This window comes from Ruegeria sp. AL12 (assembly GCF_056540885.1).
On the sequence record NZ_JBQFXN010000001.1, the window covers coordinates 545,321 to 570,107 of the forward strand.

The window sequence follows — 24,787 nt, forward strand, 5'->3', positions numbered from 1 at the left end:
AATGACCTGTTTTTTGACATGCCATGTTGCGAATTTGCAATGTTTGCGAGGGAGCGAATGCGGGCCACTGGAACGCTCGCAGTTCGTAAACAAATGGACAGTATCTGAACCCCGAACCTTTCATGGTGAGTGAAATGACCCTTAACATCAAACCGATATCAGTAGCCGCTGTTCTGACTGCGACGACCGCCATCCCGGCTGTGGCGGAAATGAAATACGAAAACAATAGTGGCGGATATGTGCTGCTGTATGGACAGTTGCACCCCGCCTTGATCTCGGTGGATGACGGACAGGACACCGAGACCCGTGTTCTCGACAACGATCTGTCGAACAGCCGTGTTGGCCTGCGACTTGTGCAGCCATATGGAAGCAACGAATTCCAGTTTTGGTTTGAAACAGGCCTTGGCCTGCCGGGTTCGGCGTCTGCCGATCAATTCGGAACCAACGCAGATGGATGGAATCGCGAAGACATTCGACATGTGGATTTCTCGCTGAAAGGTGGCTACGGCAAGTTTTCGGCAGGTCAGGGCAGCATGGTCGCCGATGGTGCCGCAGAGGTTGATCTGTCATATGTCGGAACCGCGCTGTATTCGTTTACCAACGATGAAAACGCAGGGTTCTTCTATCGCGACACGACCGGAATGCTGAGCGGTATTACGGTTGGTGACAGTTCCAGCAACTTTGATGGCGCGCGGCGTGGTCGTGTGCGGTATGATACGCCAACGTTCAATGGGTTCTCCGCCGGATTCGCTTATGGTCAGAACATTTTGTCCAGCAGCGACGACGACGACTATTATGACGTCGGTCTGTTTTACGAAAACACTTTTGCCGGTGGTGTGGAGTTCGCTGCAGCCGTTGCCTATTCGGTAAGAGACCGGGATAACAATTCGGGGGATCGCAAAGATACGATCGGTTCCGCTTCCGTCCTGCTTCCCAGCGGGTTGGGCTTTACGATTGCGGGCGGTACGCGCGACGATGATCAGGCCGGTGCCACGGATCCGAACTATTGGTACGGTAAGATCTCGTACGAAGGCAACTGGGTGTCCTGGGGCAAGACCGGTGTCGGTATCGACTATTATGATGGCTCGGATTTCCAGAGCAACGGTTCTGACACCAAAGCTTGGGGTATCGCGGTCGTGCAAAAAGTCGAGCCGATCAACACGGATGTTTATCTGAAATACCGCAACCACGATTTCGATGACGGCTCGTCATTCGACAACAACGAAGCATGGGTTCTGGGCGCACGCTGGAAGTTCTGATTGTCTGGCTGGAACAAGTGCGAGCGCCCCGGTTTCCGGGGCGTTCTTTTTTGCGGTTTAGGCGATCAAATACCACTGGATTCAGCCTTTGCCTCTTGCACGCGGGCGGCAGGGCAAATAGAAGGCTTCAAATTTGCCCGGCGCGCCCTATTTGCGCGCCCCGAATCCTATGGGGACTACCATAATGCAGGTTACCGAGACGCTGAACGAAGGTCTGAAACGTGGCTACAACATCGTTGTGTCAGCAGCCGAGCTGGACGAAAAGGTCAATGAAAAGCTGACCGAAGCGCAGCCGGAAATCGAAATGAAAGGTTTCCGTAAAGGCAAGGTGCCCATGGCGCTGCTGAAAAAGCAGTTCGGCCAGCGCCTGTTGGGCGAGGCGATGCAGGAAACCATCGACGGCGCCATGAACAAGCATTTCGAAGACAGCGGTGACCGCCCCGCGCTTCAGCCCGAGGTCAAGATGACCAATGAGGACTGGAAAGAAGGCGATGACGTAGAAGTCGCCATGTCTTACGAGGCGCTGCCAGCGATCCCAGAAGTTGATCTGAAATCGGTCGAGTTGGAAAAACTGATCGTCAAGGCTGATGAAGCAGCCGTTGAAGAAGCGCTGAACAATCTTGCGGAAACCGCTCAGGATTTCAAAGCGCGCCGCAAGGGGTCAAAAGCCAAGGACGGCGACCAGATCGTGTTCGATTTCGTCGGCAAGGTTGACGGCGAGGAATTCGAAGGTGGTTCGGCAGAGGATTACCCGCTGGTTCTGGGCTCGAACAGCTTCATCCCCGGCTTCGAAGAGCAACTGGTTGGCGTGAAAGCCGAAGAAGTAAAGGACGTCAACGTTACGTTCCCTGAAGAGTACGGCGCCGAGCATCTTGCTGGCAAAGACGCTGTTTTCACCTGCACCATCAAGGAAGTTAAAGAACCGGTTGCTGCGGAAGTGAACGACGAACTGGCTAAAAAATTTGGTGCCGAAGATCTTGAAGCCTTGAAAAGCCAGATCGCAGAGCGCCTGGAAGCTGAATATGCAGGTGCATCGCGCGCCGTGATCAAGCGCGCTTTGCTGGATGCGCTGGACGAGAAGGTGTCGTTCGATCTGCCGCCGTCGCTGGTTGAAGCCGAGGCCAAGCAGATTGCGCATCAGCTGTGGCACGAAGAAAACCCAGAAGTCGAGGGCCACGACCATGACCCGATCGAGCCCACAGACGAGCACACCAAGCTGGCCGAGCGCCGCGTGCGTCTGGGCCTGTTGCTGGCTGAACTGGGCCAGAAGGCGGAGGTTGAAGTTACCGACGCTGAGATGACACAGGCGATCATGAACCAGGCACGTCAGTACCCGGGTCAGGAACGTCAGTTCTTCGAGTTCGTTCAACAGAACGCACAGATGCAACAGCAGCTGCGTGCGCCGATCTTTGAAGACAAGGTTGTGGATTACGTTTTGGAGCTGGCTCAGGTCACTGACAAGGAAGTCAGCAAGGACGACCTGCAGAAAGCCGTTGAGGCACTGGAAGAGGAGTAATCCTCTTCCTTCCCTTCGTCAGAAGAAGAGGCAAAAAACGGAGCCGCCTGCAATCAGACGGCTCCGCATGGGTGGCTTTTGTATCTATGAGGTGAGGGGGTCAGGCCTCATGAGCAAAAGCACGGGGGGTTTCCAAAAGAGCGGTTCTTTGCTCTGGCGTGAACGTATCCGTGAGCGCTTCGATCAGCTTGAGAACATCCTGCCGTTCAGCTTCTGTTTTTGCGGCGCTCATCTGTTCCACAAAATATTTCTCGAGATCGGTGAGTGGTTTGTGATCCTGGTTCGCGGGGTTCTGTGCTGCGGCTTTCTTAGCGGCGAACAGAGCCAACGCTTCTTCTTCGTCCATAAATACGTCGTTGTGAATGCCCGCAAATTCACGCAGGCCGGCGATACGTTCTTCGGTGCAGTCCAGCAGAGCGGCCAATGCGTGAACCTTGCCCATTGGAACTGTCTTACCGACATAGTCGTAAGGCGCGCAATTCGAACGCTTCAACACCCGATCCATGACCGGATCAATCACGGTGATGATGTCCTGAATACCTGCATTTTTCGCATATTCCAAAGATCCGATCATCAACTCGCAAGTCGCGTAGGAGACCGAGTTCTTTTCTTTGCCACGCGTGAGCCGTTGCGTGTCGACGCAGAACCGGGTCGATTCCCACATGGTCGCACTGCGAAGTGGTGCTTCGCCGCAAAGGATCGCCGAGAAGACATCCGACAACATGTGTGGTCCGGTGGTCTGGAGGGCACGCACGGCTGCGACGACATTCCCCTCATCGTCGAGTCCGATTACATATGCCGGGTCCAGGTGATCGAACTCGTCGATCTCTTTGCCATCTTCAATGTTGACGTCCCATCCCAGGCGTTCGCCAAAAACTCGTGCTCTCAACTCGAACATTTCATCAAGAACTTCGCTGAACATATGTCTGTTCAGGCCATCTACCACGATGATCATTTCTTCCCCCTTCGAGTGGTTATTCGGTAACTTAGACGTTACCGGACACAGGGGATTTTTCTATTGGGGGTTTCCCGTATTTTGGCGAAATTTTGCGTTTTTTTTGTTTAACTTGGGGTAATAAGCCCAATTGCAATCGCCCGGCCAACGGCCTGAGGAGTGGTCAGCGCACTAAGCTTTTCTCGACTGGAACGCAAGTGCACTTCTACGGTTCGGTGTGAAATGGACAAAATATCGCCGATGTCCTGTTGCGATTTCCCTGCCGCAACCCACTGCAAGATCTCTGTCTCACGTCTGGAAAGTGTTGGATGATACAGCGCGCTGGTCAATTCGTCTGAGGAAACCACGTTGTCATGGATGTGCACTGCCATCGATTGCAAGTCACTAATGACATGCGTGTATAGCTTGCGCCATTCCTCTTTGCTGCAATTGCGCGTTGCGCTCAGCAGGCCGATATCTCCGTAGGGACCGCGCACGGGAATTGTAACGCCTTGGTTTGGCAATCCAAAATCATGGGCATCCCGGAATACACGTTGGAAGTCGGGGCTGCGCTCAAGTCGGCTCCAATCCACTGGCGCGATGCTGCGGCGGGCCATATGGATGGTCGGATCAATCATGATCAGACCCTGGTTTTGGTAGTGCTCATTCCAGGCGTCGTCGTAGGTAACAAAGCCGGCAACCGTGCCGGCAGCAGGGTTCATGCCAGCATAAGCAGCATGATCCATATCATGCTTCTCACAGATTTGCCTTAGAAATTCGGTGTATCGAACTTCTGAATCCGGCAGAGTGCTCAGATCGACAATTTCCATGTGGTGCCTACCAGCTGCGGCCCATCTTACAGCCCGATGGTGTCGTCGAGCATGCATATAACACAGAGTGGAACCCGTTTACCTCACCGAGCCAGAACACCATACTTTCCTAAACATGACAAGGCGAGGTACTAATTGTCTGCGCAATTCCAAATAATGAGACATTCAATAGAACATTTTTGTCACTATTCGGCAAAAAGTGCTAATTTCACGCGGCTTTCTGACGCTAATCACCGTCAGTTGGCGGGTTTCAGCCCAGTTTCCACCAACAATCCGCGCGCTTTGGCCTCGGGGTAAAAGCCCTTGGCATAAAGAAATATGGCCCGATCCTGGTTGCCGTCAGCCAGAAGCCAGGCGCCACGAAGGTATTTCCCGGCGAACTCAAGGTTGGTGTCCGCGTCCAATAGACCTTTGGCGTTTCCGGTGTATCCCATGGATCGTGCGGTGGCCGGAAGGATTTGCAACAACCCATAATAGGGCCGGTTGACCGCCCAGGGGCGATGCGTGCTTTCACGAATAGCAAGCTTGTGAACAAGCTCTCGCGGAAGCTCGTAGTGGTCCGCCCATTTGTTGATCGACGCGCGAAGTTCTGGCGTTTCGTTTGGATAGAGCGGAGGATTGAATTGTTGTGTCTCTGCCTTGGAGACTTCTCCTGCACCGCAGGCAACCAACGGGGCTGTCAGCAAGAGTGCCATGAGATTGCGACGGGTGAACAGGGGCATAAGTTTCTCCGGGGTTTCGAGTTGCAATGATATGGCCTGAGTATTTGGCTGCAAGATTATGGATGGAGTTGGGCTAAAATTTGCTGGTTTGGCTCGGAGACAAGAAAAAAGGCCGCGCTTGAAGCACGGCCTTTGTTGTGTTCGAAACCTTGCCGGATCAGGCTTTGGCTTCGTCTTCCTCGGCAGGAGCGGCTTCCGGAGCCAGCTCTTCGTCCTCGGACGCGGCCGAGCCGATGTCGTCGAACAGTTCGGCGATCTCGAATTCAGCGGCTGCTTCTTCTTCGGCGGCCAGTTCCTGGATCGATTTGCCCGAGGCCTGAAGTTCAGCTTCTTCTTCCGAACGCGCCACGTTCATCTTGATTTCAACTTCGACTTCGGGGTGCAGCTTGACTGCAACCGAGTGCAGGCCCAGTTCCTTGATCGGATTGACCAGAACAACCTGCTTTTTGTCGACGGTGAAACCAGCTTCGGTTGCAGCCTCTGCGGCGTCACGCGGGGTGACCGAGCCGTACAGAGCGCCAGCATCCGATGCCGAGCGAATCACGATGAACTGCTGTCCGTCCAGCTTTTCAGCCAGTGCTTCAGCTTCTTTCTTGGTTTCCAGGTTGCGTGCCTCAAGCTGCGCTTTCTGGGCTTCGAACGACGCGATGTTGGCGTCCGAGGCGCTCAGAGCTTTGCCCTGAGGCAGCAGGAAGTTGCGGGCGTAGCCGGGCTTGACGTCAACGACGTCGCCCATCTGACCCAGTTTCGCAACGCGTTCCAGCAGGATAACTTGCATGTCAGTCTCTCCTTACTTCACAGCGTAGGGCAGCAGGGCGAGGAAGCGGGCGCGCTTGATAGCACGGGCCAGTTCACGCTGCTTTTTCGCCGAAACGGCGGTAATGCGCGAAGGAACGATCTTGCCGCGCTCAGAGATGTAGCGTTGTAGCAGACGGGTGTCCTTGTAGTCGATTTTTGGCGCGTTCTCACCCGAGAACGGGCAGACCTTGCGGCGGCGGAAAAATGGTTTTGCGGCCATGGTTTAGTGTCCTTTCCTCAGGCGGTGATCAACGACGCTCGCGGCGGTCGCCACGTTCGTCACGCTTCTGCATCTGAACCGACGGGCCGTCTTCGTGACCGTCAACCTTGATGGTCAGAACGCGCATGACGTCATCATGCAGGCGCATCAGGCGTTCCATTTCCTGAACCGCACCCGAGGGCGCATCGGTTTTCAGGAAGGCGTAGTGGCCCTTGCGGTTCTTGTTGATCTTGTAGGCCATCGTCTTGACGCCCCAGTACTCGCTATCAACCAGCTTGCCGCCGTTGTCAGCCAGAACGGTGCCGAAATGTTCGACGAGGCTTTCCGCCTGCGCGTTGGACAGATCCTGACGCGCGATCATTACATGCTCATACAGTGGCATGTGCACTCCTGTTTATGTCAAGGCGCATTTCATAGGCGGGGCCATCCGGTCCTTCGCGACCCTGCCACGAGAGGCTGCGCGATTCATCTGATTGCGAAGGATGGCCCCGTATACACGTTTGAACCGCAGGAGCAAGCCCCGCCACATATGCCTTTGAGACGCCGCCCAATTTCCTTTGGGCCGCCCAAATGCTGACGCTTTTCGGCTCAAAGTTGTTTTGCATACCGGACGTTACCCGGACCAAACAGAAATTCGACAGTAACCTGATAAAAGGTGAAGTGTTATGACCGCGACCAATACAAACACATACCGGGAAGAGGCGGCGGGCTCGCGCTTTGAGCATTCGGTGCCGGTAATGATTGCCTTCGCGCCAAACTGGAAGGCCCGTTTGATCCTGGCGCGGTTGGTAGGAGCGTTCTTGATCTTTTCGGCGTTTTCGATGTGGCTGATGCCAGGTTCGATCGTGGGTGCAGATGTCTGGCCGATCAAGATGGTGGCATCCATGCTGTTTCTGATCGTCGGTGTCAGTTTGCTGACGATCGAAGTTCTTGATCAGCGCCCGGATGCCTATTTCGATCCGATCCGCCGCGAAGTCCGTGTTCTGCAAAAGAACGAAGACGGGCGCCCTCAGACGGTGCTGCGCCGCAGCTATGAATCGCTGGGTGGTGCGCGTTTTGAAGAAAACGAAGTCCACTTGTTTGATGTGGACGGGAGCCTTTTGATGAAGCTGCCCCTTGAATCGGCGGATGTCAGCCGAGCGCTGAAAGGGCAACTGAGCAAGAGCGTAACAATTTTCGGCTGAACTTTATTCTGTTCAAAAAGGAACAGATGTTGTGACTCGAAAAAGGTTGTGTGCCGCCGACAGGCGGCACATTTTGTTTGTGAGCAACCCTGCCGGGTTGCGTTCACAAAAACGCGGAGATTGTTATGAAATCCACCCTTCTTGCTGCTGCACTGGCCGTATCGGCGACCACGGCATTCGCCAGCGCCGAGAAATACGTGCTGGACCCGAGCCACAGCCAGGTTGTCTTCAGCTATGACCACCTGGGCTTTTCAACCACAACCGGCATGTTCTCGGGCTTTGAGGGCGAGATCATGTTTGATCAGGAAAATCCCGCCGCCTCCAGCGTGAGCGTGTCGATGCCGGTATTGGAGATGTTCACCGGCTGGAAGCCGCGCGAAGATCACTTCATGACCGAAGATTTCTTTGGTGCGACCGAGGGCGATCTGATCACCTTTACCTCGACGGGTATCGAAGTTACGGGTGAAAACACTGCCAAGATCACCGGCGACCTCACCATGAACGGCGTGACCAAATCCGTTGTTCTGGATGCCAAACTGAACAAGGTTGATACCCATCCAATGGCGAACAAGCCATGGGCCGGTTTCGACGCCACCACGACCCTTGTCCGCAGTGAATTTGATCTGGGCCAGTTCGCACCGTTTGTCAGTGACGAAGTGCAGGTGCAGATCTCGGTCGAAGCGCAAAAAGCCGAATAAGCGCAAGACGGCGAACACGAAAACCGCCGGTGATCCTGTCACCGGCGGTATGTATTTGGCATCACTGACTGCGGGACGCGGCGAGTTCCACAGCGACTGTGACGGTGAAGCCGAGCGAATCTTCGGTGGGCTGCGATGCGCCGATGCCGAAATCCAACCTGTTCAGATCAACCGAGCCTGTCATGGTCGCGGTGTCGTCCTGAAGGTCCAGTGAAAACGGGAGTATAATATCGATCGTCTTGTCGCGGATTGTCAGTGGTCCGCGTGCCTCATATCCGCTTTCGGTTTTGAAAAGGTCAGCCGCGAACTGGGCCGTCGGAAACTGGGCGTTGTTGAAGAAATCCGCACCCATGGCCTGTTCGGTTACGGTTCCGAGGCTGAGAGAACCTATTGCGATCGTGACCTCGACGGACCCGGCCGGACCAGGCTCGGCCGGGTCGTCAAAAGCAATTGCGGCTGTCCAGTCAGAAAACGAGCCGGTGACCGGGCTGCCCAATTGGGAAATCGTGATGGAAAGGGTGCCGTTCTGAACCTGCCAGTCTGATTGCACTTCGGCCAGTTGGACGTCGGCGTCATCATCGTCGGCCTCACGCGCAAATTCGCCAGAGACCCAGCCGCCGGTGAGGACAAGCGCCCAAACGGCCACCGCGGCGACGGCGGGCACAAGGGAATGATGCTGGTGTGGAGGCTCCGGTGCATCTGACCCACCCGGCAACATCCTGCGCAACGTGCTGTCTTTGTCTATGACGTGATGCTTCAACGCTCCGGCAACATGCAGGACCAGCGCGCCGACGAGCGTCCACATGAACAGCCAATGCAGAACGCCTGTCACCTCGGCCACAATGGTTGATTTCGGTACAAAAGGCAGGTTTTGGCCGAAGGGCCAGAGGATTGGAGCAAACCCTTCGGTTGCGGCGTGGTGCACCCAACCGGTCAGTGGCACAAGCACCAATGACCCATAAAGAAGCCAGTGGACAGTTTCGGCGGCAAAAGCCTCGGGCTTGTTGTCGGCATTCAGCAGGCCGGGCTTGGTTTGCGTGAAGGCCCACATTATCCGAGCCAAAGCAACGAAGAACACGGTGACGCCTACGGTTTTGTGCAATGAGAACATGCGCGCCGCGCGTGCGATTTCGGCCTCGCTTGGGGCTGTGGAGGCATGCAATACGGCATGGGCCAGGTTGTCCGCGATCCAGCCGAGCGGCAGGGCCGTGAAGATCAGCAACGCGGTGAGCCAGTGAAACGTCTTTGCGACACTTCCGTAGCTTGAGAAGGAATTGGTCGAGGCCATGGGTGCAACGCTCCGAGATTCTGTGCTGCGCCCAAGTTAAGGTTATCGGAAGTCGGCACAAGTAAGCGCTTGTGCACAGCCAAGGTGCCAGAATGCAGAACACAGGCAGTGCTTGTGCCAGACGATCAGTCAGTTTACACCCCGCCGCAACCTGACATCATCCATGAGGTTGCAATGACACTCGCGTTCGTTTTTCCGGGGCAGGGCGCCCAGACCATCGGTATGGGCAAAGCACTGGCCGATGCCTATCCGGCGGCGCAGGCCGTCTTCGATGAGGTGGACGAGGCACTGGGAGAGAAGCTGAGCAGCGTGATCTGGGAAGGCGATATCGCCGACTTGACGCTGACTCAGAATGCCCAGCCGGCTCTTATGGCGACATCCATGGCGGCAATGCGTGCGCTGGAAGCCGAAGGCGTTTCGGTTGGTCAGGCGGCTTTTGTGGCGGGTCATTCCTTGGGTGAATACTCGGCCCTTGCGGCTGCGGGGGCTTTGTCGGTCGCGGACACCGCGCGCTTGCTGCGCACCCGCGGTCTGGCGATGCAAAGTGCCGTACCGGTGGGCGAGGGCGCAATGGCGGCCATTCTTGGATTGGATCTGGAGGCGGTGCGCGCCGTTGCAGAAGAAGCCGCGCAGGGGCAGGTCTGTCAGGCTGCCAATGACAATGATCCAACCCAGGTCGTTGTGTCCGGTTCCAAGGCTGCCGTGGAGCGTGCCGCCGAGATTGCCAAGGAAAAAGGCGCAAAACGTGCTGTTATGTTGCCTGTAAGTGCTCCATTTCACTGTGCGCTGATGCAGCCTGCGGCAGATGTCATGGCGGAAGCGCTTGCTGCCGTCGAGATTAAGGCGCCTTCCGTGCCTTTGGTGGCCAATGTGCGCGCCGAAGCCGTCAGTGATCCGGATCTGATACGTCAGTTACTGGTGGAACAGGTGACGGGGTCGGTTCGCTGGCGCGAAAGCGTTCAGTTCATGGCCGCGCAGGGCGTGACTGAAACGTGGGAAATCGGTGCCGGCAAAGCGTTGTCCGGCATGATCCGCAAGATCGATCGTGCCATTGCAGGCAAGGCAGTGGGCACACCGGAAGATGTTCAAAAGGCCATTCAGGCCGAATCGTAAGCTCAAAAAGCGTCGTGGCCGACGCACCAAGAGGAAAACCGAATGTTTGATTTGACAGGTAAAAATGCGCTGATCACCGGTGCTTCGGGCGGTATCGGAGGCGACATTGCACGTGCGTTGCACGGTGCTGGCGCAGCGGTCGGATTGTCCGGTACACGAGTCGAGCCATTGCAGGCTCTGGCAGACGAACTGGGCGAACGCGCGCATGTGTTGCCTTGCAATCTGAGCGATCCGGAAGCCGTAGAAGCGTTGCCAAAGCAAGCGGCCGAGGCGATGGGATCGGTGGATATCCTGGTGAACAATGCGGGTATCACGCGCGACAACCTGTTCATGCGCATGTCCGATGAGGAATGGCAGAGCGTGATTGACGTGAACATGACCTCGACGATGAAACTGTGCAAAGGTGTGATCCGCGGCATGATGAAGTCACGCTGGGGCCGGATCGTGAATGTCTCGTCCGTGGTGGCCGCAATTGGCAACCCGGGGCAGGCCAACTATGCTGCGTCAAAAGCCGGGATGATAGGGTTTTCCAAGGCTTTGGCTCACGAAGTGGCAACGCGCGGAATTACCGTGAATGCCGTGGCACCAGGTTTTATCACGACTGCAATGACCGAGAAGCTGACCGAGGAGCAGAAAAAGGGTCTGTTGCTCAAGGTTCCGGCGGGCCGCATGGGTGAACCCGAAGAAATTGCAGCGGCTGTTCTGTATCTTGCCAGCGCCGAAGCGGGTTATGTTACCGGAAGCACCTTGCATGTGAACGGTGGTATGGCCATGTTGTGATCGCCACAGGGGCAGCGCGAAAGCGTTTGCCTCTTGCGTCGACTATGCTATAGGCGGCGCATCTATGCGGGGCCGGTTGTTCAGGTCGGCCTTCGACTTCCCGGTTCGCCGGGACCCAAACCGCCCGAAACGGGCAAATCAAAGCCAACCCGTGCGGGCAAGGGCAGAATCGGGCAGACCGCCCTGTAAAGGAATGAGGAATAGACATGAGCGACGTCGCAGATCGCGTTAAGAAGATCGTTGTTGAGCACCTGGGTGTTGAAGAAGACAAAGTCGCGGAAAACGCGTCCTTCATCGATGATCTGGGCGCAGACAGCCTGGACACCGTTGAACTGGTCATGGCCTTCGAAGAAGAGTTCGGCATCGAAATCCCCGATGACGCAGCCGAGACCATCCAGACCTTCGGCGACGCGGTCAAATTCATCAGTGAAGCGTCCTAAGCGTTTCCTTCTGATCAAAAGCGGCGCTTCCGAGCAACGGAGGCGCCGTTTTTTTATGCCCGCTCAAAATTCATGCTTGCGCGTGCATTTTCGGATGCGCACTGTTTCCATTGAGGCAAAATTCAAAGTGGACAGGGCATGATAAGATCCACTCCCATGATAAATACCGCGCGTTTGACGCTGTGTGCCATGCGCCCGGAGGACTTTGACCGGTTCGCCGAGATCTGGAGAGATCCGTGCGTCGTTCAGCATGTTGGCGGCTCACCCCGATCGCGCGGAGAGGCATGGGATTCCTTTTTGCGCAATGCCGGGCATTGGCACATGGCCGGGTTTGGACAATGGGGTGTGCTGCAACAATCGAATCGAAAGCTGATCGGACAGGCCGGTTTCTTTTACGGAAACCGTCAGATGGGCGATGATTTCGACGGCTTTCCCGAGGCGGGCTGGGTTCTGGCGCCCGAGGCGCAGGGGCAGGGCCTGGGGTATGAGGCGGCCAAGGCAGCGCATGACTGGTTTGACCGGGTGATTCCCGGGCCTTTGGTTGCGATGGTGAATGCGTCCAACGCCTCGTCGCAGAAACTTGCCAAAAAGCTGGGCTATGTATTGATGCGGGAAGGGGTGTATAATGAAACCCCGGTGCATTTGCTTCGGCGCAACGGGCCACCGGCGCTCGCGTAAATCCGCCACTTCGACACTATGCCGCAAAATGGCCAAACTGTGCCGATCCCGGTGATATTGGGAGGGCGTTCAAGGTGTATGCTTCCGGGGATTTTCAGAGCGATTGAGCGGAGGACCAAGCTCATGAGGATATACCCCACTATGGAATTGCAGAACGGCCGGTGTGTCACGTTGGACAAAGGTCGTTTGGACAACGCTATGATTTGGCATGTAAACCCAGTCGAAACAGCGCGAAGCTGGGCGGAAGCGGGTGCCGAATGGATGCATCTGACCGATTTCGACGCGATCGAAGGCAAGGATACCAACGTCGAATTGATTGAAGAGATTATCCGCGCTGCCGAAATCCCGGTTCAGTTGGCGGGGGGTATGCGGACCCGCGAACAGGTCGAACGCTGGATCGACAAGGGCGTCGGTCGCGTCGTGATCGGGACGCTGGCAGCGCGCGAGCCGAAACTGGTCAAGGAATTGGCCACGCTCTACCCGGATCAAATCGTGCTGTCGGTCGATGTCTGGCAAGGTTATGTAATGACGGATGGCTGGCGCAGCCAAAGCGTATTCACGCCCGAAGCGTTTATCGATGCATTCGAAGGAGCGCCATTTGCTGCTATCGTGGTGACGGATATCGACAGCGATATGGAGGACGTCGAGGCTCAGCTTGGCCTGATCTCGGGACTTGCCAGCCATTCGCGCACCCCGGTGATAGCAAGCGGGGTTGTACGTACCGCGGATGACATCTCGCGGCTGGCCTATATTCCCAATATCTCGGGTGCAATCGTGGGGCGTGCACTGTTTCGCAAGACACTTGATCTGACGGATGCACTGGAAATGGCAAAATCGGCGCATGAGCCGGTGGCACAGTTCCAATAAATACGCTTCGCCCTTTCAACCGGATCCGTGAAAGGGCGGGCACCGATTTCCGTAACCCACAGCGGTACTGCTTCGGTTGCCCGGCGGCGGGAAGCCCGCCTGAAATCGCCGTTGCTCTTGCCCCCGCACCCCGGGCCGGGGTAAGAGCGGTTCTCATAACAGGAAGCAGGCAAGAGGCACTTCATGCGCAGAGTCGTTGTAACCGGTCTTGGATTGGTCACTCCTTTGGCCAGCGGGGTCGAGGAAACCTGGTCGCGGCTGCTGGACGGAGAGTCCGGCGCTGGTCCCATCACGCATTTTGATGCGGAAGGCAGTGGTGTCGCCACGACCTACGCCTGTGAAGTGCCCCGCGGGGACGGAACCAACGGGACCTTCAATCCCGATGACTGGATGCCGCCGAAAGAGCAGCGCAAGATCGAGGACTTTATCCTGTATTCCATCGCAGCCGCGGAAATGGCCTGCAAGGATGCGAACTGGTTGCCGGAAGATGAAGAGGACCGCCTGCGAACGGGTGTTCTGATCGGTTCTGGCATCGGGGGGTTGGGTTCGATCGCGAATACCGCCAATCTGATCCGCGACAAGGGCCCGCGCCGGGTTTCACCGTTCTTTATTCCGGGTGCTCTGATCAACCTGGCATCAGGTCAGGTGTCGATCCGGCACGGCTTCAAAGGGCCGAACCATTCGGTCGTGACGGCGTGTTCCACCGGTGCCCATGCAATCGGTGACGCCAGCCGTATCATTCGGGCAGGTGACGCAGACGTCATGGTTGCAGGTGGCGGCGAAGGCTGCATCTGCGAAATCGGCATCGCCGGGTTCAACGCATGCAAGGCGTTGTCGACCAAATATGCAGACAACCCGAAGGCGGCCAGCCGACCCTATGACGTTGACCGCGACGGATTCGTCATGGGCGAAGGTGCGGGCATCGTCATCCTGGAAGAGTATGAACACGCAAAGGCCCGCGGTGCAAAGATCTACGCCGAGGTGCTGGGCTATGGCATGTCGGGCGACGCATATCACATCACGGCACCGTCCGAGGATGGTGACGGGGCAGAACGTTCGATGAAAGCCGCGTTGCGCAGCGCCGGGCTGGAGCCGAAGGACTTGGACTACATCAACGCCCATGGCACTTCGACCATGGCGGATACGATCGAACTGGGTGCGGTCGAACGTCTGCTGGGAGACCACGCCGCGAACGCCACCATGACGTCGACCAAATCGGCAACCGGGCACCTTTTGGGTGCAGCGGGGGCGATCGAGGCAATCTTCTCGATTCTGGCGATCCGCGATCAGGTCGCACCTCCGACGATCAACCTGGACAACCCCGCGGTGGAGACACCAATTGATCTGGCCCCGAACACCAAGCGTGAGCGTGAGATCAACGTGGCCCTGTCGAACTCGTTCGGGTTTGGCGGCACCAATGCCAGCGTGATCTTCGGAAAGGCCAACTAAATGTGGCGGGCCATTGCTTCGAACGCGCTGACCATTCTGGTGGTCGGTCTGTTCCTGATGGGTGGACTGATCCTTTGGGGGCAGACCCAGTACAAGGCCGAAGGCCCGCTTGAAACCGCGATCTGCCTTCAGGTCAGAAGCGGATCGAACATGACACGTGTCAGTCAGGAACTGGAAGAGCAGGGCGCGATCCGCAGTGCCACGATCTTTCGGATGGCCGCCGATTACACGGATCGGGCGCAGCAGTTGAAAGCCGGCAGCTTTTTGGTGCGGGAAGGCGCGTCGATGGAGCAGATCATCGACGAAATTACCAGCAGCGGTGCCAGCACCTGTGGATCCGAGATTGAGTATCGTATCGGTGTGACGCGTGCTCAGACCCGTGTGCGCGAGTTGAACCCGGCGACCCTGGATTTCGTCGAAATCGCGTCGTTTGATCCCTTGGAAGACGAGGTGCCCGAGGCCTATGACGAGAAACGCAACGAGGCGGACACCCGTTACCGCGTGTCGCTGGCCGAAGGTGTGACCTCGTGGCAGGTGGTACAGGCGTTGAAGGCGTTCGACGCTTTGACAGGTGAGGTGACCGAGATCCCGGCCGAAGGGATGCTGGCGCCTGACAGTTACGATGTTGTGGCGGGCCAGGACCGTAACGACATTTTGCAGGCGATGCAGGACAAGCAACAATTGCGGATCAATGCCGTTTGGGAAAGCCGTCAGGACGGGTTGCCGCTGCAAAATCCCGAAGAAATGCTGATCCTTGCGTCGATCATCGAAAAGGAAACCGGAGTTCCGGAAGAGCGCGGGCAAGTGGCCAGTGTTTTTGTGAACCGGCTGAAACAGGGGATGCGGTTGCAGACGGACCCGACCGTCATCTATGGCGTCACCAAAGGGCAAGGCACGTTGGGACGCGGGCTGCGCCGCAGCGAGCTGAACCGACCAACCCCGTGGAACACCTATCAGATAGACGGTTTGCCGCCGACGCCGATTGCCAATCCGGGCTTGGCCAGCCTTGAAGCTGCTGTTGCGCCGGATGACACGGATTTCGTGTTCTTCGTTGCCGATGGCACGGGCGGCCATGCATTTGCCGAAACCTTGCAGGAGCATAATCGCAATGTCGCCAAATGGCGCGAGATTGAGGCAGAGCAGAATTCGGGGAATTGATCTGAACGAAAAATGGTTTCGTTCATCGTGTTGCGCCAACGCCGGTCATTGAACCGGCGTTGGCTTTTTTGTGTTCCGATCTTAGGCCGCCGGACGTTTGCCGCGTGGGCGACGCCGTTTGTTTGCTGCGGGTTTTGACCCCGCGTCGGCGGATTTGGGTTTGAACCCCCGGCGACGGTTGTTCGGGCGGCGCGCCGGTTTTTCAGGTTGCACAGCTTCGGGCATCGCGCCACTGGCAACTGGAATCTCGATCTTCATCAGCTTTTGAATCTGGCGCAGCAGATCAACTTCTTCCGCGGAACAGAAGGCGATGGCTTCGCCCTCGCGCCCTGCGCGGGCGGTGCGCCCGATACGGTGGACGTAGTTGTCAGGCACCTCGGGCAGGTCGAAGTTGATCACATAGGCGACGCCCGGGATGTCGATGCCTCGGGCGGCAACGTCGGTGGCCACCAGAATGTTGATGTCACCCGCGCGGAACGCCTTGATCGCGCGATCACGCTGACCCTGGCTTTTGTTGCCGTGGATGGATGCGGCGTTGTAGCCATCGGCCACAAGCCCTTTCATCAGCCGTTCCGCACCATGTTTGGTGCGGGTAAAGACCAGTGTCAGGGCGTCCATGTCCTTCGACAGGATTTCACGCAGCTTGGCTGGTTTCCCGGGTTTGGAGACGAAGTGCAGAGATTGTGTAATCTTGTCTGCGGCTTTGCCCGGAGGCGAGACCTGCACCCGCTGCGGGTTGGTCAGGTAAGCGCGGCTGAGCTCTTCCATCTGCTTCGGCATGGTGGCCGAAAACAACATGGTTTGGCGTGGGGTGCCCAGCGCCGGAGCGATTTTTCGCAGTGCATGGATAAAGCCCAGGTCAAGCATCTGGTCTGCTTCGTCCAGCACCAGATGGCGCACCGCTCCGAGGTTTACCGCGCCCCGCTCCATCAGATCTATCAGGCGGCCCGGTGTGGCGACCAGAATATCGGTGCCACGGGAAAGGAGCATTATCTGCTTGTTGATCGATTGGCCACCGACAACGGTGGCCACACGCAGCTTGGTGCCTTTCGTCAAGGTGCGGAGGCTGTCGGCGATTTGATTCACAAGTTCGCGGGTGGGCGCCAGGATCAGTGCTTTGGCGGTTTTCGGGTCGGGCTTGCCGGGTTGGGCCAGAAGGTGATCGATCAGAGGCAGGCCAAAAGCCAAGGTCTTTCCTGTGCCGGTTTGCGCCAGTCCCAGAATGTCGTGACCATTCAGAGCAAGTGGAATCGCCTGGTTCTGGATTGGGGTGGGTCGAGTGAAATTGGCGCGTTTGAGTGCCTCGTTCAGTGCCGGGGCAAGGCCCAGCATATCAAAGTCGAACAAATAACTATCCTTTGCAGCCCGGAGCGTTGGCCCACGGACAGGTCATGAAGGGTCGCGCGTTGGCGACCGACAGGGGTTGTGCGAGACCTCGGGACGAGCAGGCGTATCCTGCGCCATCCGGCCGCCGCGTCAAGAACCCTGCGTGATGGGGAACTGGAATGATGAGTTGGCGCTGTGGGGCGGACGAGGTCCGCTTGAACTCACGCATCAGCGCTGTGATGTGGGGCACATGAGGGTTCCGCCATGAAATGTCAAGCGCTGGCAAGCCTTCTGGTGGTCTACTGAGTCGAATAAGGCACTGTTCGCGGCACCAGACTGCCATTGAATTACAGCGTAAAACCAACGGCCCTGTTGATCGCCATTCCAGTATTCACGGCCTGATAGGTTGGAAATGGCATCCTCTCGGCAGTGTGAATGTCGCGTCGGATCCAGTTTTGTGCTTCCAATTGGTGAAGGGATGAGGACAGCGCCCGATCTGTAATGATCGTAAGACCAGATTTGATGGCCGAGAAACGATGAGGGGTACCTGTCAACGCCAGAACTGGCACAGTCCAGGATTTTCTTAGCAGTCTGATTTCATCCTCAGAGCGGGCGGTAGTAATTATCTTGCTGGCGATCGTGGCAGCCTCGGTTCCGAATGGCGTAAGTCGAAATTCTGGACGCAGAGGGTGCCCATGTCCGGGGTTTCTTTCGATCATTCCAAGTTCAATAAGATGAGAAAGGCTGGCTGCAAAGGCCGTTCGGCTTGCGTCGGTCGCTGCCAAAAGCGGGGCTTGCCGGCCCGGAACTTTGGCGTGCAGCAGGGCAAGAATTTTCAGGGACCAAGCCCGCGATGTCAGCTTGACAAGTGTATTTATGTCCATAAAGTATAGTAAATATATTTTTCAAAAAGGGAAAGCCTTATGTCGCTCGTTTCATTGAAAAACACCATCACACTTGCGATGTCCGTTCGGGATCGACACGCCAGTGCGGAATGGTATGCCGCCAAGCTGGGATTTGAGCTTATCCACCACATTGATGAAGCGGGATGGAGCGAATTGCGAACCAATGTCGACCGAGTCACTTTGGGGCTGGGCGAACAGGCCGAAGCCTCTCCGGGGAATTGCGTGCCTGTTTTCGAAGTCGCGGATATCGCGGAGGCGCGCGGAAAGTTGGAACTTGCAGGAGTGGAATTTGACGGTGAAACGGACACGATTGAGGGGATGGTCAGCACGGCAACGTTTTACGATCCGGATAGGAATGCGCTGATGCTGGCGCAGGATTTGACAGGCCAGAGCTGAGAGTAAGAGGTAAAGGAAAACTCAACACAGCGACCGCTGCGCGTTGCGCTGGCGTTGCGCAACTCATTGACTTTGCGCACTTAATACCGTATAGCTTGTGACATGCTAGAGGAAGTGGGCAACGGCCCCGGGGCGACCCGGTGGCCGTTTTTTGCTTCCCTCGTGCGGAGAAAACTCACGCATGAGGTCACAGGCAAACATGACTTTGATTACCCCGGAAGAGCGGATTTCCCAGACGGCTGAATTGTTGCAGTCGCTTGAGAGGTCCATTCGCGATCTGCGGCAAGCGGCGGAAGACCTGCGCAAACAGATCGGAGCCGGGGAGGATGTAGATCTTGCTGGTTCAGCCAAGCAACTCGGGCAGTTAGAGGGGCTGATCCGAAGTTGTCAGAAAGTGGAGACAAGCTTTGTCGAACAACATCACAGACAAGCCGGAATTGCCCAAGGAGGGTACGCGCTCGATCTTGACCGAGCTCGGTTTGAAGTCGGGTGCAGGCTGGCTCGCCTCCGCGCCTGTTGCGGCGCAGAACAGATTTCTGAGTGAGATCGGGGAGGGAGGGCTGTGTGCCCTCCCTTTCCTGTTCGAATTCTGGGCGCTGCCGCATCAGCTGCCACCCGAGGGCGACTGGCGGTCCTGGGTGATCATGGGCGGGCGCGGTGCGGGCAAGACGCGCGCCGGGGCCGAGTGGGTACGGTCGATGGTCGAGGGGTCTTTGCCATTGGATAAGGGCCAGGCCCGTCGGGTGGCCTTGGTCGGCGAGACCTTTGATCAGGTGCGCGATGTGATGATTTTTGGCGACAGCGGGATATTGCAATGCTCGCCTCCGGATCGTCGGCCGCAGTGGAAGGCATCAGAGCGCAAGCTGATCTGGCCCAACGGGGCCGAGGCGCAGGCGTTTTCGGCGCATGATCCCGAGGGGCTGCGCGGCCCGCAATTCGATGCGGCATGGGTGGATGAACTGGCCAAGTGGAAGAAGGCGGGCGAGACCTGGGACATGCTTCAATTTGCGCTGCGGCTGGGGGATCAACCTCGGGTCTGTGTGACCACGACGCCGCGCAACGTGAAGGTGCTGAAGGATCTGTTGGCCTCGCCGTCCACGGTGCAGACCCATGCTCCGACCGAGGCGAACCGGGCCAATCTGGCGGACTCGTTCCTGCAAGAGGTGCGTGCGCGTTATGCGGGCACGCGTCTGGGGAGGCAGGAGCTGGACGGGGTGTTGCTGGCCGATGCCGAAGGGGCGTTGTGGACCGGATCCACGCTGGATGACGCACGCTGTTCGCAGGTGCCGGACCTGGACCGCGTCGTTGTGGCGCTGGACCCGGCGGTGACGGCGGGGTCAAGCGCCGATGCCTGCGGGATCGTGGTGGTGGGCGCGCAATTGCAAGGCCCGCCCGAGGAGTGGCGCGCCTATGTGCTGGCTGATCGGACGGTGCAGGGCGTCGGCCCGGCGGGCTGGGCGCAGGCGGCGATTGACGCGATGGACGAATTCGGGGCCGAACGGCTGGTGGCCGAGGTCAACCAAGGCGGGCAGCTGGTGGAAGAGGTGGTACGGCAGGTGGACCCTCTGGTCGCGTTTCGGGCGGTGCGGGCGTCCCGCGGCAAGGTGGCGCGGGCAGAGCCGGTGGCGGCGCTGTACGAACAGGGGCGGGTGCTCCATGTGGCCGGGCTGGACGCGCTGGAGGAACAGATGTGCCAGATGACCGCGCGCGGGTTCGAGGGGCAGGGCTCGCCCGACCGCGTCGACGCGCTGGTCTGGGCGCTGCATGAGTTGGTTGTAGGGCCCGCGGGGGCGTATCGGCGGCCGAGGGTGCGGATTTTGTAAGCCCAGTGCGGCAAACACATCAAGCGCTTTGGACAGGGGCGAGTTCATCTGGCCATCGTCTGGGGTGTTCAGAGACAATCAGCAGAACGTCAGCCCCGGCCAATACGGTTCGAACATCACGTATCAAATCCAGATTGAGGCGGTCGATTTCGTGCGCGAAAACGGAGCGACATGGGTCATAGTAGACAGTCACTAAATGGGATCGGCCCAGTTTGGTAACAGACAGATCCCGGATCCGGCCGCCATCTTCAATGAGAGTTGCACGTACGGCGCGGCGCGCGGTCGCAATAGTGGCGGGGTTGGCGCTTAACCCCGCAAGCTCGCCCAATCCGCCTTTGAATTCACGGATATACGCCCCGAGGGCCAGCAGGCAAAGCAGTAGGACAATCACGGAGTCCCCGATCGGAGCGATCAAGGCAAGTGGTCCTTCCCTGAAATAGTAGATGGCAGCCAGGCCGATGCCTGCCGCCGCAGTGATCATCCCGTCAAAAAGCGCCGCTTTGGCCTCCAGTCGCAGGATTGCGCTGTTTCGTCCGATGCGACGCCAGGTGAAATGATGAAAGGCCCAGAGCAAGGTGCAGGTCAGTCCAATCCCCGAGAAATAGAGGATCATTGGCGCAAAGCTCAGAGGCTCGGGGGGCAGGCCGTTCAGATAGTTGTAGATGCTTTTGAGGGCGCTGGTGATAGCAAACAATACAAGACCCAAAAGGGATAGAGAGCGGAGTGTTGAAAAGATGGCCTCGTCTGCGGCATAGCCGAACGGTCGTAGCTTGTCGGGTCCAGCATCAATTCGTTGGCTGATCCTTCGGCCGAGAACGGCTGAAGTAAAACCGATCAGTGAGAACAGTCCGTCCATCATGATCGCGTTCGAATTCGACAGAATGCTGGCCAGGATTCCTGCAGCACCCATGAAGAGATTTCCCCCCATTGCCACTACGAGTGCGCGGCTTTCCAGTCGTTTTCTGATGGCCAATTCTGGCTGGGTCATTCGATCGGTCCCGGATTGCTTTCAGTACTTCTACCAATAGCCATCCATTCGGAATTCGCCACCCACTTTGGTTGCTCGTGTTGCCCAACCCCCGTACGCCCCATTCCCGAGGCTTAAACTTCTTTCCGTCATAACTCCTTTCAACAAGCCGGGCAGAGCGGCGGCAGAAAGGAGCACAGATGGTATTCGATTTCTTGCGTCGTGGATCGGCTGAAGCGGCGCCCGAGGCAAAAGCAAGCGCGGCTGGGCCGGTGGTGGCGTGGCAGACGGGCGGGCGCGTGGCCTGGAGCCCCAGGGACGCGGTGTCGCTGACGCGGACGGGGTTTTCAGGGAACCCGGTGGGGTTTCGTTCCGTCAAGCTGATTGCCGAGGCGGCGGCGGCTTTGCCGTTGGTGTTGCAGGATCAGGCGCAGCGGTTTGATACCCATCCGATCTTGTCCCTGATGCGTCGTCCGAATGCGGCGCAGGGGCAAGCGGAGTTGATGGAGGCTCTGTTCGGGCAGTTACTGCTGTCGGGCAATGCCTATGTCGAGGCGGTTCAGGCAGAGGAAGGCCTGCCGGTCGAACTGCATGTATTGCGTTCCGACCGGATGAGCGTGGTGCCGGGCGCGGATGGCTGGCCCAAGGCATATGACTATGCGGTGGGTGGTAAAAAGCATCGCTTCGCAGCGGAAAACATCTGTCATATCAAATCGTTCCATCCGCAGGATGACCACTATGGGTTCTCGCCGATGCAGGCAGCGGCGATGGCGATTGATGTGCATAACAGCGCGTCGCGGTGGTCGAAATCGCTGCTGGACAATGCGGCGCGGCCATCGGGGGCGCTGGTGTGGAAGGGCGATGGTCACGGGGTGATGGCCGAGGATCAGTTCCGGCGTCTGTCGGATGAGATCGAACAGAACTATCGCGGGGCACGCAATGCGGGCCGGCCGATGGTTCTGGAGGGGGGATTGGACTGGAAGCCGATGGGCTTTTCGCCCTCGGACATGGAGTTTCAGAAGACCAAGGAAGCCGCCGCCCGCGAGATCGCGCTGGCCTTTGGGGTCCCGCCGATGCTGCTGGGGATCCAGGGCGACGCGACCTATTCGAACTATCAGGAGGCCAACCGGGCGTTTTATCGCCTGACCGTGTTGCCCCTGGTGACGCGGGTGGCGGCGGCGGTGTCGGAGTGGCTGGTGGGCTTTACCGGTGAGGATTTGATGCTGAAGCCCGATCTGGATCAGGTGCCCGCGCTTTCGGCGGAGCGTGATGCGCAATGGGCGCGGGTCAACGGGGCCGAATTCCTGACGGACGCCGAGAAGCGTGCTTTGCTGGGGCTGCCGGAGCGCGCCGATGGGTGATGGGTATCCTCCGTTTGAATGCGCGCCTGGCCTGCGTCTGGCCGCGCACGAACGGGTGGCCGAGATCCAGCATGCACATCTGTGTCGGCGTCTGGATCAGATCGAAGAGATGATGGAGCGGCTGGAGCGCCGGCTGTGGCTGACGGTTTATGGCGTGGCGGCGGTGATCCTGGCACAGGCGTTTCAATCCCTCTTGGTTGTATCGCCATGAGTTCAATGGGTTACATGGAGAAGTTCATGGATTTAGAACATAAGTTCGCACGGTTCGGCGACGGTTTGTCGGTTACGGATGATGCGGTAATCGAAGGCTATGCCAGCCTGTTTGGGCAGGTCGATCAGGGCAGTGACGTGGTGCAGCGTGGCGCCTATCGCGGTTCGCTTGACAGGCTGGCCAGGGCGGAGCAGCGCGTCAAGATGCTGTGGCAGCATGATCCGGCCCAGCCCATCGGCGTGTGGGACGACGTACGCGAGGACGACAAGGGCCTGTGGGTCAAGGGGCGTCTGCTGGAGAGCACGCAGAAGGGCCGCGAGGCGGCAGAATTGATCCGGGCAGGTGCGATGGATGGTCTGTCGATCGGCTACCGCACCAAACGGGCCGTGAAGAATGACAAGGGCCAGCGGGTCCTGACCGAACTGGAGCTGTGGGAGGTGTCATTGGTGACCTTCCCGATGCTGCCCAGTGCGCGGGTGGCGGCGAAGGGAAGGACACCTGACGCCGAGGAAGCCCTGCGCTGTATTGCCGACGTATTCAACGATGCCCGGCAGGAGCTGGCGCGGAACTAGCGCGCCTCAAAACCACTCAGAACAGGACATGCTGATGAGCAAGACCGAAACCCCGGCCTTGACCGGAGAGGGTGCGCCCCTGGTTCAGGAGGTGAAGCAGGCGATGGCTGGCTTCGTGAATGAATTCAAGGGCCTGAAAGCCGAAGTTAACACCAAACTGCAACAGACAGAAGAGCGACTGACCATGCTGGATCGTAAATCAACAATCGCGGCACGCCCGCATCTTGCCGCTTCGATCGAAGAGGGAGCCCCGCATCAGAAGGCATTTGACGCCTATGTGCGGTCCGGCGAAGATGACGGGCTGCGTGGACTCGAGATGGAGGCCAAGTCCCTGTCAACAGCGGTCAACAGCGATGGTGGCTATCTGGTTGATCCGCAGACTGCCGAGACGATCAAGTCGGTTTTGAACTCGACCGCCTCGATCCGTTCGATTGCATCGGTCGTGAATGTCGAGGCAAATTCGTTCGACGTGCTGATCGATCACACCGATGTAGGTGCGGGCTGGGCTGACGAAAACTCGGCCACAGCGGAAACCGGAACACCGTCGATCGATCGCATCTCGATCCCGCTGCACGAGCTGAGCGCGCTGCCCAAGGCGTCGCAGCGTCTGCTGGATGACAGTGCCTTCGACGTCGAAGGTTGGCTGGCCGGGCGCATTGCCGACAAGTTTGCACGCGCCGAGGCGGCGGCATTCATCAACGGCGATGGCGTCGACAAGCCCAAGGGGTTGATGATCCACCGAGCGGTGCCGAATGATGGCTGGTCGTGGGGCAGCCTTGGCTATGTCGCGACCGGAATTGATGCGGGTATTGATGCGGATGCGATTGTCGATGTGGTTTATGCGCTGGGCGCGCAGTACCGGGTCAACGGGACTTTCGTGATGAATTCGAAGACCGCAGGTGTGATCCGCAAGCTGAAGGACAGCGATGGCCGCTTCCTGTGGTCCGATGGTTTGGCCGCAGGTGAGCCGGCGCGTCTGATGGGGTATCCGGTTCTGATCGCCGAGGACATGCCGGATGTGGAAACCGACAGTTTCTCGATTGCCTTTGGTGACTTTCAGGCTGGTTACACCATTGCCGAGCGTCCTGATCTGCGCGTGCTGCGCGACCCGTTCAGCGCCAAGCCACATGTCCTGTTCTACGCGACCAAGCGCGTCGGCGGCGATGTCAGCGATTTTGCTGCGATCAAGCTGGTGAAATTCGGCACCGCCTAACGCGGGCTGAATCCGGGGGGCCCTGGCCCCTCGGACGGCGGGCGCGGGCCGGAGTGAGATCCTCTGCGTTGTCTAGCTG

At 58.0% G+C, this 24,787-nt stretch carries 28 protein-coding genes; 18 read left to right on the forward strand and 10 right to left on the reverse strand.

All coding sequences use genetic code 11. The annotated features are described in order from the left end of the window. The first annotated feature begins 134 nt into the window (after positions 1–134). Complete coding sequence (locus tag ACR0C6_RS02720) at positions 135–1,259, forward strand: porin (protein WP_480618172.1); 1,125 nt, start codon at positions 135–137, stop codon at positions 1,257–1,259. A gap of 184 nt (positions 1,260–1,443) precedes the next feature. Continuing rightward, positions 1,444–2,775, forward strand: coding sequence for a trigger factor (gene tig, locus ACR0C6_RS02725; RefSeq protein WP_480618811.1), 1,332 nt, complete (start codon positions 1,444–1,446; stop codon positions 2,773–2,775). Between the two features lie 100 nt (positions 2,776–2,875). On the opposite strand, the gene ACR0C6_RS02730 is transcribed toward tig, so the two are convergent. The 6 genes from ACR0C6_RS02730 to rpsF form a co-directional block, all read right to left on the reverse strand. Then, positions 2,876–3,730, reverse strand: a complete 855-nt coding sequence (locus tag ACR0C6_RS02730) for an acyl-homoserine-lactone synthase (protein ID WP_152458338.1) — start codon at positions 3,728–3,730, stop codon at positions 2,876–2,878. A gap of 107 nt (positions 3,731–3,837) precedes the next feature. Next, complete coding sequence (locus ACR0C6_RS02735) at positions 3,838–4,539, reverse strand: autoinducer binding domain-containing protein (protein WP_152458337.1); 702 nt, start codon at positions 4,537–4,539, stop codon at positions 3,838–3,840. A 236-nt stretch (positions 4,540–4,775) separates the two neighbouring features. Further along, a complete protein-coding gene (locus tag ACR0C6_RS02740) occupies positions 4,776–5,261 on the reverse strand; it encodes a transglycosylase SLT domain-containing protein (RefSeq protein WP_480445470.1) in 486 nt (161 codons plus the stop codon). A gap of 157 nt (positions 5,262–5,418) precedes the next feature. Continuing rightward, positions 5,419–6,039 (reverse strand): 50S ribosomal protein L9, encoded by a 621-nt coding sequence (gene rplI / locus ACR0C6_RS02745; protein WP_171115363.1) that lies wholly within the window; start codon positions 6,037–6,039, stop codon positions 5,419–5,421. Positions 6,040–6,051: 12 nt separating this feature from the next. After that, complete coding sequence (gene rpsR, locus ACR0C6_RS02750) at positions 6,052–6,279, reverse strand: 30S ribosomal protein S18 (protein ID WP_005608650.1); 228 nt, start codon at positions 6,277–6,279, stop codon at positions 6,052–6,054. Between the two features lie 28 nt (positions 6,280–6,307). Beyond that, entirely contained in the window at positions 6,308–6,661 is a 354-nt protein-coding gene (gene rpsF, locus ACR0C6_RS02755; protein WP_152458335.1) for a 30S ribosomal protein S6, read from the reverse strand. A gap of 283 nt (positions 6,662–6,944) precedes the next feature. On the opposite strand from rpsF, the gene ACR0C6_RS02760 reads away from it, so the two are divergent. Then, positions 6,945–7,463 (forward strand): hypothetical protein, encoded by a 519-nt coding sequence (locus tag ACR0C6_RS02760; RefSeq protein WP_171167615.1) that lies wholly within the window; start codon positions 6,945–6,947, stop codon positions 7,461–7,463. A 125-nt stretch (positions 7,464–7,588) separates the two neighbouring features. Next, complete coding sequence (locus ACR0C6_RS02765) at positions 7,589–8,161, forward strand: YceI family protein (RefSeq protein ID WP_152458333.1); 573 nt, start codon at positions 7,589–7,591, stop codon at positions 8,159–8,161. A 61-nt stretch (positions 8,162–8,222) separates the two neighbouring features. On the opposite strand, the gene ACR0C6_RS02770 is transcribed toward ACR0C6_RS02765, so the two are convergent. After that, the gene (locus ACR0C6_RS02770; protein ID WP_171231423.1) at positions 8,223–9,449 is read right to left on the reverse strand and encodes a cytochrome b/b6 domain-containing protein; all 1,227 of its coding nucleotides are present in this window, start codon (positions 9,447–9,449) and stop codon (positions 8,223–8,225) included. 174 nt (positions 9,450–9,623) lie between these two features. On the opposite strand from ACR0C6_RS02770, the gene fabD reads away from it, so the two are divergent. From fabD to mltG, 7 genes are all read left to right on the forward strand, one after another. Then, positions 9,624–10,562: an ACP S-malonyltransferase gene (gene fabD, locus ACR0C6_RS02775; RefSeq protein ID WP_171204964.1), complete on the forward strand. Its 939-nt coding sequence runs from the start codon at positions 9,624–9,626 to the stop codon at positions 10,560–10,562. Positions 10,563–10,604: 42 nt separating this feature from the next. Beyond that, complete coding sequence (fabG, locus tag ACR0C6_RS02780) at positions 10,605–11,342, forward strand: 3-oxoacyl-[acyl-carrier-protein] reductase (protein ID WP_480445467.1); 738 nt, start codon at positions 10,605–10,607, stop codon at positions 11,340–11,342. 206 nt (positions 11,343–11,548) lie between these two features. Then, the gene (locus tag ACR0C6_RS02785; protein WP_008756330.1) at positions 11,549–11,782 is read left to right on the forward strand and encodes an acyl carrier protein; all 234 of its coding nucleotides are present in this window, start codon (positions 11,549–11,551) and stop codon (positions 11,780–11,782) included. A 138-nt stretch (positions 11,783–11,920) separates the two neighbouring features. Then, positions 11,921–12,460, forward strand: a complete 540-nt coding sequence (locus ACR0C6_RS02790) for a GNAT family N-acetyltransferase (protein WP_480618173.1) — start codon at positions 11,921–11,923, stop codon at positions 12,458–12,460. Positions 12,461–12,583: 123 nt separating this feature from the next. Then, a complete protein-coding gene (locus ACR0C6_RS02795; protein WP_152458328.1) occupies positions 12,584–13,327 on the forward strand; it encodes a 1-(5-phosphoribosyl)-5-[(5-phosphoribosylamino)methylideneamino]imidazole-4-carboxamide isomerase in 744 nt (247 codons plus the stop codon). Between the two features lie 183 nt (positions 13,328–13,510). Beyond that, positions 13,511–14,776 (forward strand): beta-ketoacyl-ACP synthase II, encoded by a 1,266-nt coding sequence (fabF, locus tag ACR0C6_RS02800; protein ID WP_480445463.1) that lies wholly within the window; start codon positions 13,511–13,513, stop codon positions 14,774–14,776. Continuing rightward, entirely contained in the window at positions 14,777–15,934 is a 1,158-nt protein-coding gene (gene mltG, locus ACR0C6_RS02805) for an endolytic transglycosylase MltG (protein ID WP_480445461.1), read from the forward strand. Positions 15,935–16,015: 81 nt separating this feature from the next. On the opposite strand, the gene ACR0C6_RS02810 is transcribed toward mltG, so the two are convergent. Further along, positions 16,016–17,281: a DEAD/DEAH box helicase gene (locus ACR0C6_RS02810; RefSeq protein WP_480618175.1), complete on the reverse strand. Its 1,266-nt coding sequence runs from the start codon at positions 17,279–17,281 to the stop codon at positions 16,016–16,018. A gap of 326 nt (positions 17,282–17,607) precedes the next feature. After that, positions 17,608–18,144, reverse strand: coding sequence for a winged helix-turn-helix transcriptional regulator (locus ACR0C6_RS02815; protein ID WP_171362669.1), 537 nt, complete (start codon positions 18,142–18,144; stop codon positions 17,608–17,610). Between the two features lie 39 nt (positions 18,145–18,183). Here ACR0C6_RS02815 and ACR0C6_RS02820 point away from each other — a divergent pair, with 39 nt between their 5' ends. From ACR0C6_RS02820 to ACR0C6_RS02830, 3 genes are all read left to right on the forward strand, one after another. Next, complete coding sequence (locus tag ACR0C6_RS02820; protein ID WP_171204959.1) at positions 18,184–18,561, forward strand: VOC family protein; 378 nt, start codon at positions 18,184–18,186, stop codon at positions 18,559–18,561. 199 nt (positions 18,562–18,760) lie between these two features. Beyond that, entirely contained in the window at positions 18,761–19,105 is a 345-nt protein-coding gene (locus ACR0C6_RS02825; protein ID WP_480445457.1) for a hypothetical protein, read from the forward strand. After that, positions 19,026–20,384, forward strand: a complete 1,359-nt coding sequence (locus ACR0C6_RS02830; RefSeq protein WP_480618176.1) for a DNA-packaging protein — start codon at positions 19,026–19,028, stop codon at positions 20,382–20,384. Before ACR0C6_RS02825 ends, ACR0C6_RS02830 begins: the two co-directional genes overlap by 80 nt. A 19-nt stretch (positions 20,385–20,403) precedes the next feature. Here ACR0C6_RS02830 and ACR0C6_RS02835 read toward each other — a convergent pair whose 3' ends face one another. Then, positions 20,404–21,372 (reverse strand): cation efflux transmembrane domain-containing protein, encoded by a 969-nt coding sequence (locus ACR0C6_RS02835; RefSeq protein ID WP_480618177.1) that lies wholly within the window; start codon positions 21,370–21,372, stop codon positions 20,404–20,406. A 179-nt stretch (positions 21,373–21,551) separates the two neighbouring features. Between ACR0C6_RS02835 and ACR0C6_RS02840 the strand changes: the two genes are divergently transcribed. From ACR0C6_RS02840 to ACR0C6_RS02855, 4 genes are read left to right on the forward strand one after another with little or no spacing between them, the layout of a single operon-like run. Continuing rightward, positions 21,552–22,712 carry a phage portal protein gene (locus ACR0C6_RS02840; RefSeq protein WP_480618178.1) on the forward strand — a complete coding sequence of 387 codons (1,161 nt, stop codon included), beginning with the start codon at positions 21,552–21,554 and terminating at the stop codon, positions 22,710–22,712. Next, the gene (locus tag ACR0C6_RS02845) at positions 22,705–22,923 is read left to right on the forward strand and encodes a GTA head formation protein, RCAP_rcc01685 family (protein WP_480618179.1); all 219 of its coding nucleotides are present in this window, start codon (positions 22,705–22,707) and stop codon (positions 22,921–22,923) included. The genes ACR0C6_RS02840 and ACR0C6_RS02845 overlap by 8 nt, the downstream gene beginning before the upstream one ends. Positions 22,924–22,949: 26 nt before the next feature. Next, positions 22,950–23,495 (forward strand): HK97 family phage prohead protease, encoded by a 546-nt coding sequence (locus ACR0C6_RS02850; RefSeq protein ID WP_480618181.1) that lies wholly within the window; start codon positions 22,950–22,952, stop codon positions 23,493–23,495. Between the two features lie 34 nt (positions 23,496–23,529). After that, the gene (locus ACR0C6_RS02855; RefSeq protein WP_480618182.1) at positions 23,530–24,708 is read left to right on the forward strand and encodes a phage major capsid protein; all 1,179 of its coding nucleotides are present in this window, start codon (positions 23,530–23,532) and stop codon (positions 24,706–24,708) included. The last annotated feature ends 79 nt before the right edge of the window (positions 24,709–24,787 follow it).

What these genes read in the sequence shown, in the direction of transcription:
- ACR0C6_RS02720 (WP_480618172.1), top strand. Translation starts at nt 135, where the DNA reads ATGACCCTTAACATCAAACCGATATCAGTAGCCGCTGTTCTGACTGCG.
- tig (WP_480618811.1), top strand. Translation starts at nt 1,444, where the DNA reads ATGCAGGTTACCGAGACGCTGAACGAAGGTCTGAAACGTGGCTACAAC.
- ACR0C6_RS02730 (WP_152458338.1), bottom strand. Translation starts at nt 3,730, where the DNA reads ATGATCATCGTGGTAGATGGCCTGAACAGACATATGTTCAGCGAAGTT.
- ACR0C6_RS02735 (WP_152458337.1), bottom strand. Translation starts at nt 4,539, where the DNA reads ATGGAAATTGTCGATCTGAGCACTCTGCCGGATTCAGAAGTTCGATAC.
- ACR0C6_RS02740 (WP_480445470.1), bottom strand. Translation starts at nt 5,261, where the DNA reads ATGCCCCTGTTCACCCGTCGCAATCTCATGGCACTCTTGCTGACAGCC.
- rplI (WP_171115363.1), bottom strand. Translation starts at nt 6,039, where the DNA reads ATGCAAGTTATCCTGCTGGAACGCGTTGCGAAACTGGGTCAGATGGGC.
- rpsR (WP_005608650.1), bottom strand. Translation starts at nt 6,279, where the DNA reads ATGGCCGCAAAACCATTTTTCCGCCGCCGCAAGGTCTGCCCGTTCTCG.
- rpsF (WP_152458335.1), bottom strand. Translation starts at nt 6,661, where the DNA reads ATGCCACTGTATGAGCATGTAATGATCGCGCGTCAGGATCTGTCCAAC.
- ACR0C6_RS02760 (WP_171167615.1), top strand. Translation starts at nt 6,945, where the DNA reads ATGACCGCGACCAATACAAACACATACCGGGAAGAGGCGGCGGGCTCG.
- ACR0C6_RS02765 (WP_152458333.1), top strand. Translation starts at nt 7,589, where the DNA reads ATGAAATCCACCCTTCTTGCTGCTGCACTGGCCGTATCGGCGACCACG.
- ACR0C6_RS02770 (WP_171231423.1), bottom strand. Translation starts at nt 9,449, where the DNA reads ATGGCCTCGACCAATTCCTTCTCAAGCTACGGAAGTGTCGCAAAGACG.
- fabD (WP_171204964.1), top strand. Translation starts at nt 9,624, where the DNA reads ATGACACTCGCGTTCGTTTTTCCGGGGCAGGGCGCCCAGACCATCGGT.
- fabG (WP_480445467.1), top strand. Translation starts at nt 10,605, where the DNA reads ATGTTTGATTTGACAGGTAAAAATGCGCTGATCACCGGTGCTTCGGGC.
- ACR0C6_RS02785 (WP_008756330.1), top strand. Translation starts at nt 11,549, where the DNA reads ATGAGCGACGTCGCAGATCGCGTTAAGAAGATCGTTGTTGAGCACCTG.
- ACR0C6_RS02790 (WP_480618173.1), top strand. Translation starts at nt 11,921, where the DNA reads ATGATAAGATCCACTCCCATGATAAATACCGCGCGTTTGACGCTGTGT.
- ACR0C6_RS02795 (WP_152458328.1), top strand. Translation starts at nt 12,584, where the DNA reads ATGAGGATATACCCCACTATGGAATTGCAGAACGGCCGGTGTGTCACG.
- fabF (WP_480445463.1), top strand. Translation starts at nt 13,511, where the DNA reads ATGCGCAGAGTCGTTGTAACCGGTCTTGGATTGGTCACTCCTTTGGCC.
- mltG (WP_480445461.1), top strand. Translation starts at nt 14,777, where the DNA reads ATGTGGCGGGCCATTGCTTCGAACGCGCTGACCATTCTGGTGGTCGGT.
- ACR0C6_RS02815 (WP_171362669.1), bottom strand. Translation starts at nt 18,144, where the DNA reads ATGGACATAAATACACTTGTCAAGCTGACATCGCGGGCTTGGTCCCTG.
- ACR0C6_RS02820 (WP_171204959.1), top strand. Translation starts at nt 18,184, where the DNA reads ATGTCGCTCGTTTCATTGAAAAACACCATCACACTTGCGATGTCCGTT.
- ACR0C6_RS02825 (WP_480445457.1), top strand. Translation starts at nt 18,761, where the DNA reads ATGACTTTGATTACCCCGGAAGAGCGGATTTCCCAGACGGCTGAATTG.
- ACR0C6_RS02835 (WP_480618177.1), bottom strand. Translation starts at nt 21,372, where the DNA reads ATGACCCAGCCAGAATTGGCCATCAGAAAACGACTGGAAAGCCGCGCA.
- ACR0C6_RS02840 (WP_480618178.1), top strand. Translation starts at nt 21,552, where the DNA reads ATGGTATTCGATTTCTTGCGTCGTGGATCGGCTGAAGCGGCGCCCGAG.
- ACR0C6_RS02845 (WP_480618179.1), top strand. Translation starts at nt 22,705, where the DNA reads ATGGGTGATGGGTATCCTCCGTTTGAATGCGCGCCTGGCCTGCGTCTG.
- ACR0C6_RS02850 (WP_480618181.1), top strand. Translation starts at nt 22,950, where the DNA reads ATGGATTTAGAACATAAGTTCGCACGGTTCGGCGACGGTTTGTCGGTT.
- ACR0C6_RS02855 (WP_480618182.1), top strand. Translation starts at nt 23,530, where the DNA reads ATGAGCAAGACCGAAACCCCGGCCTTGACCGGAGAGGGTGCGCCCCTG.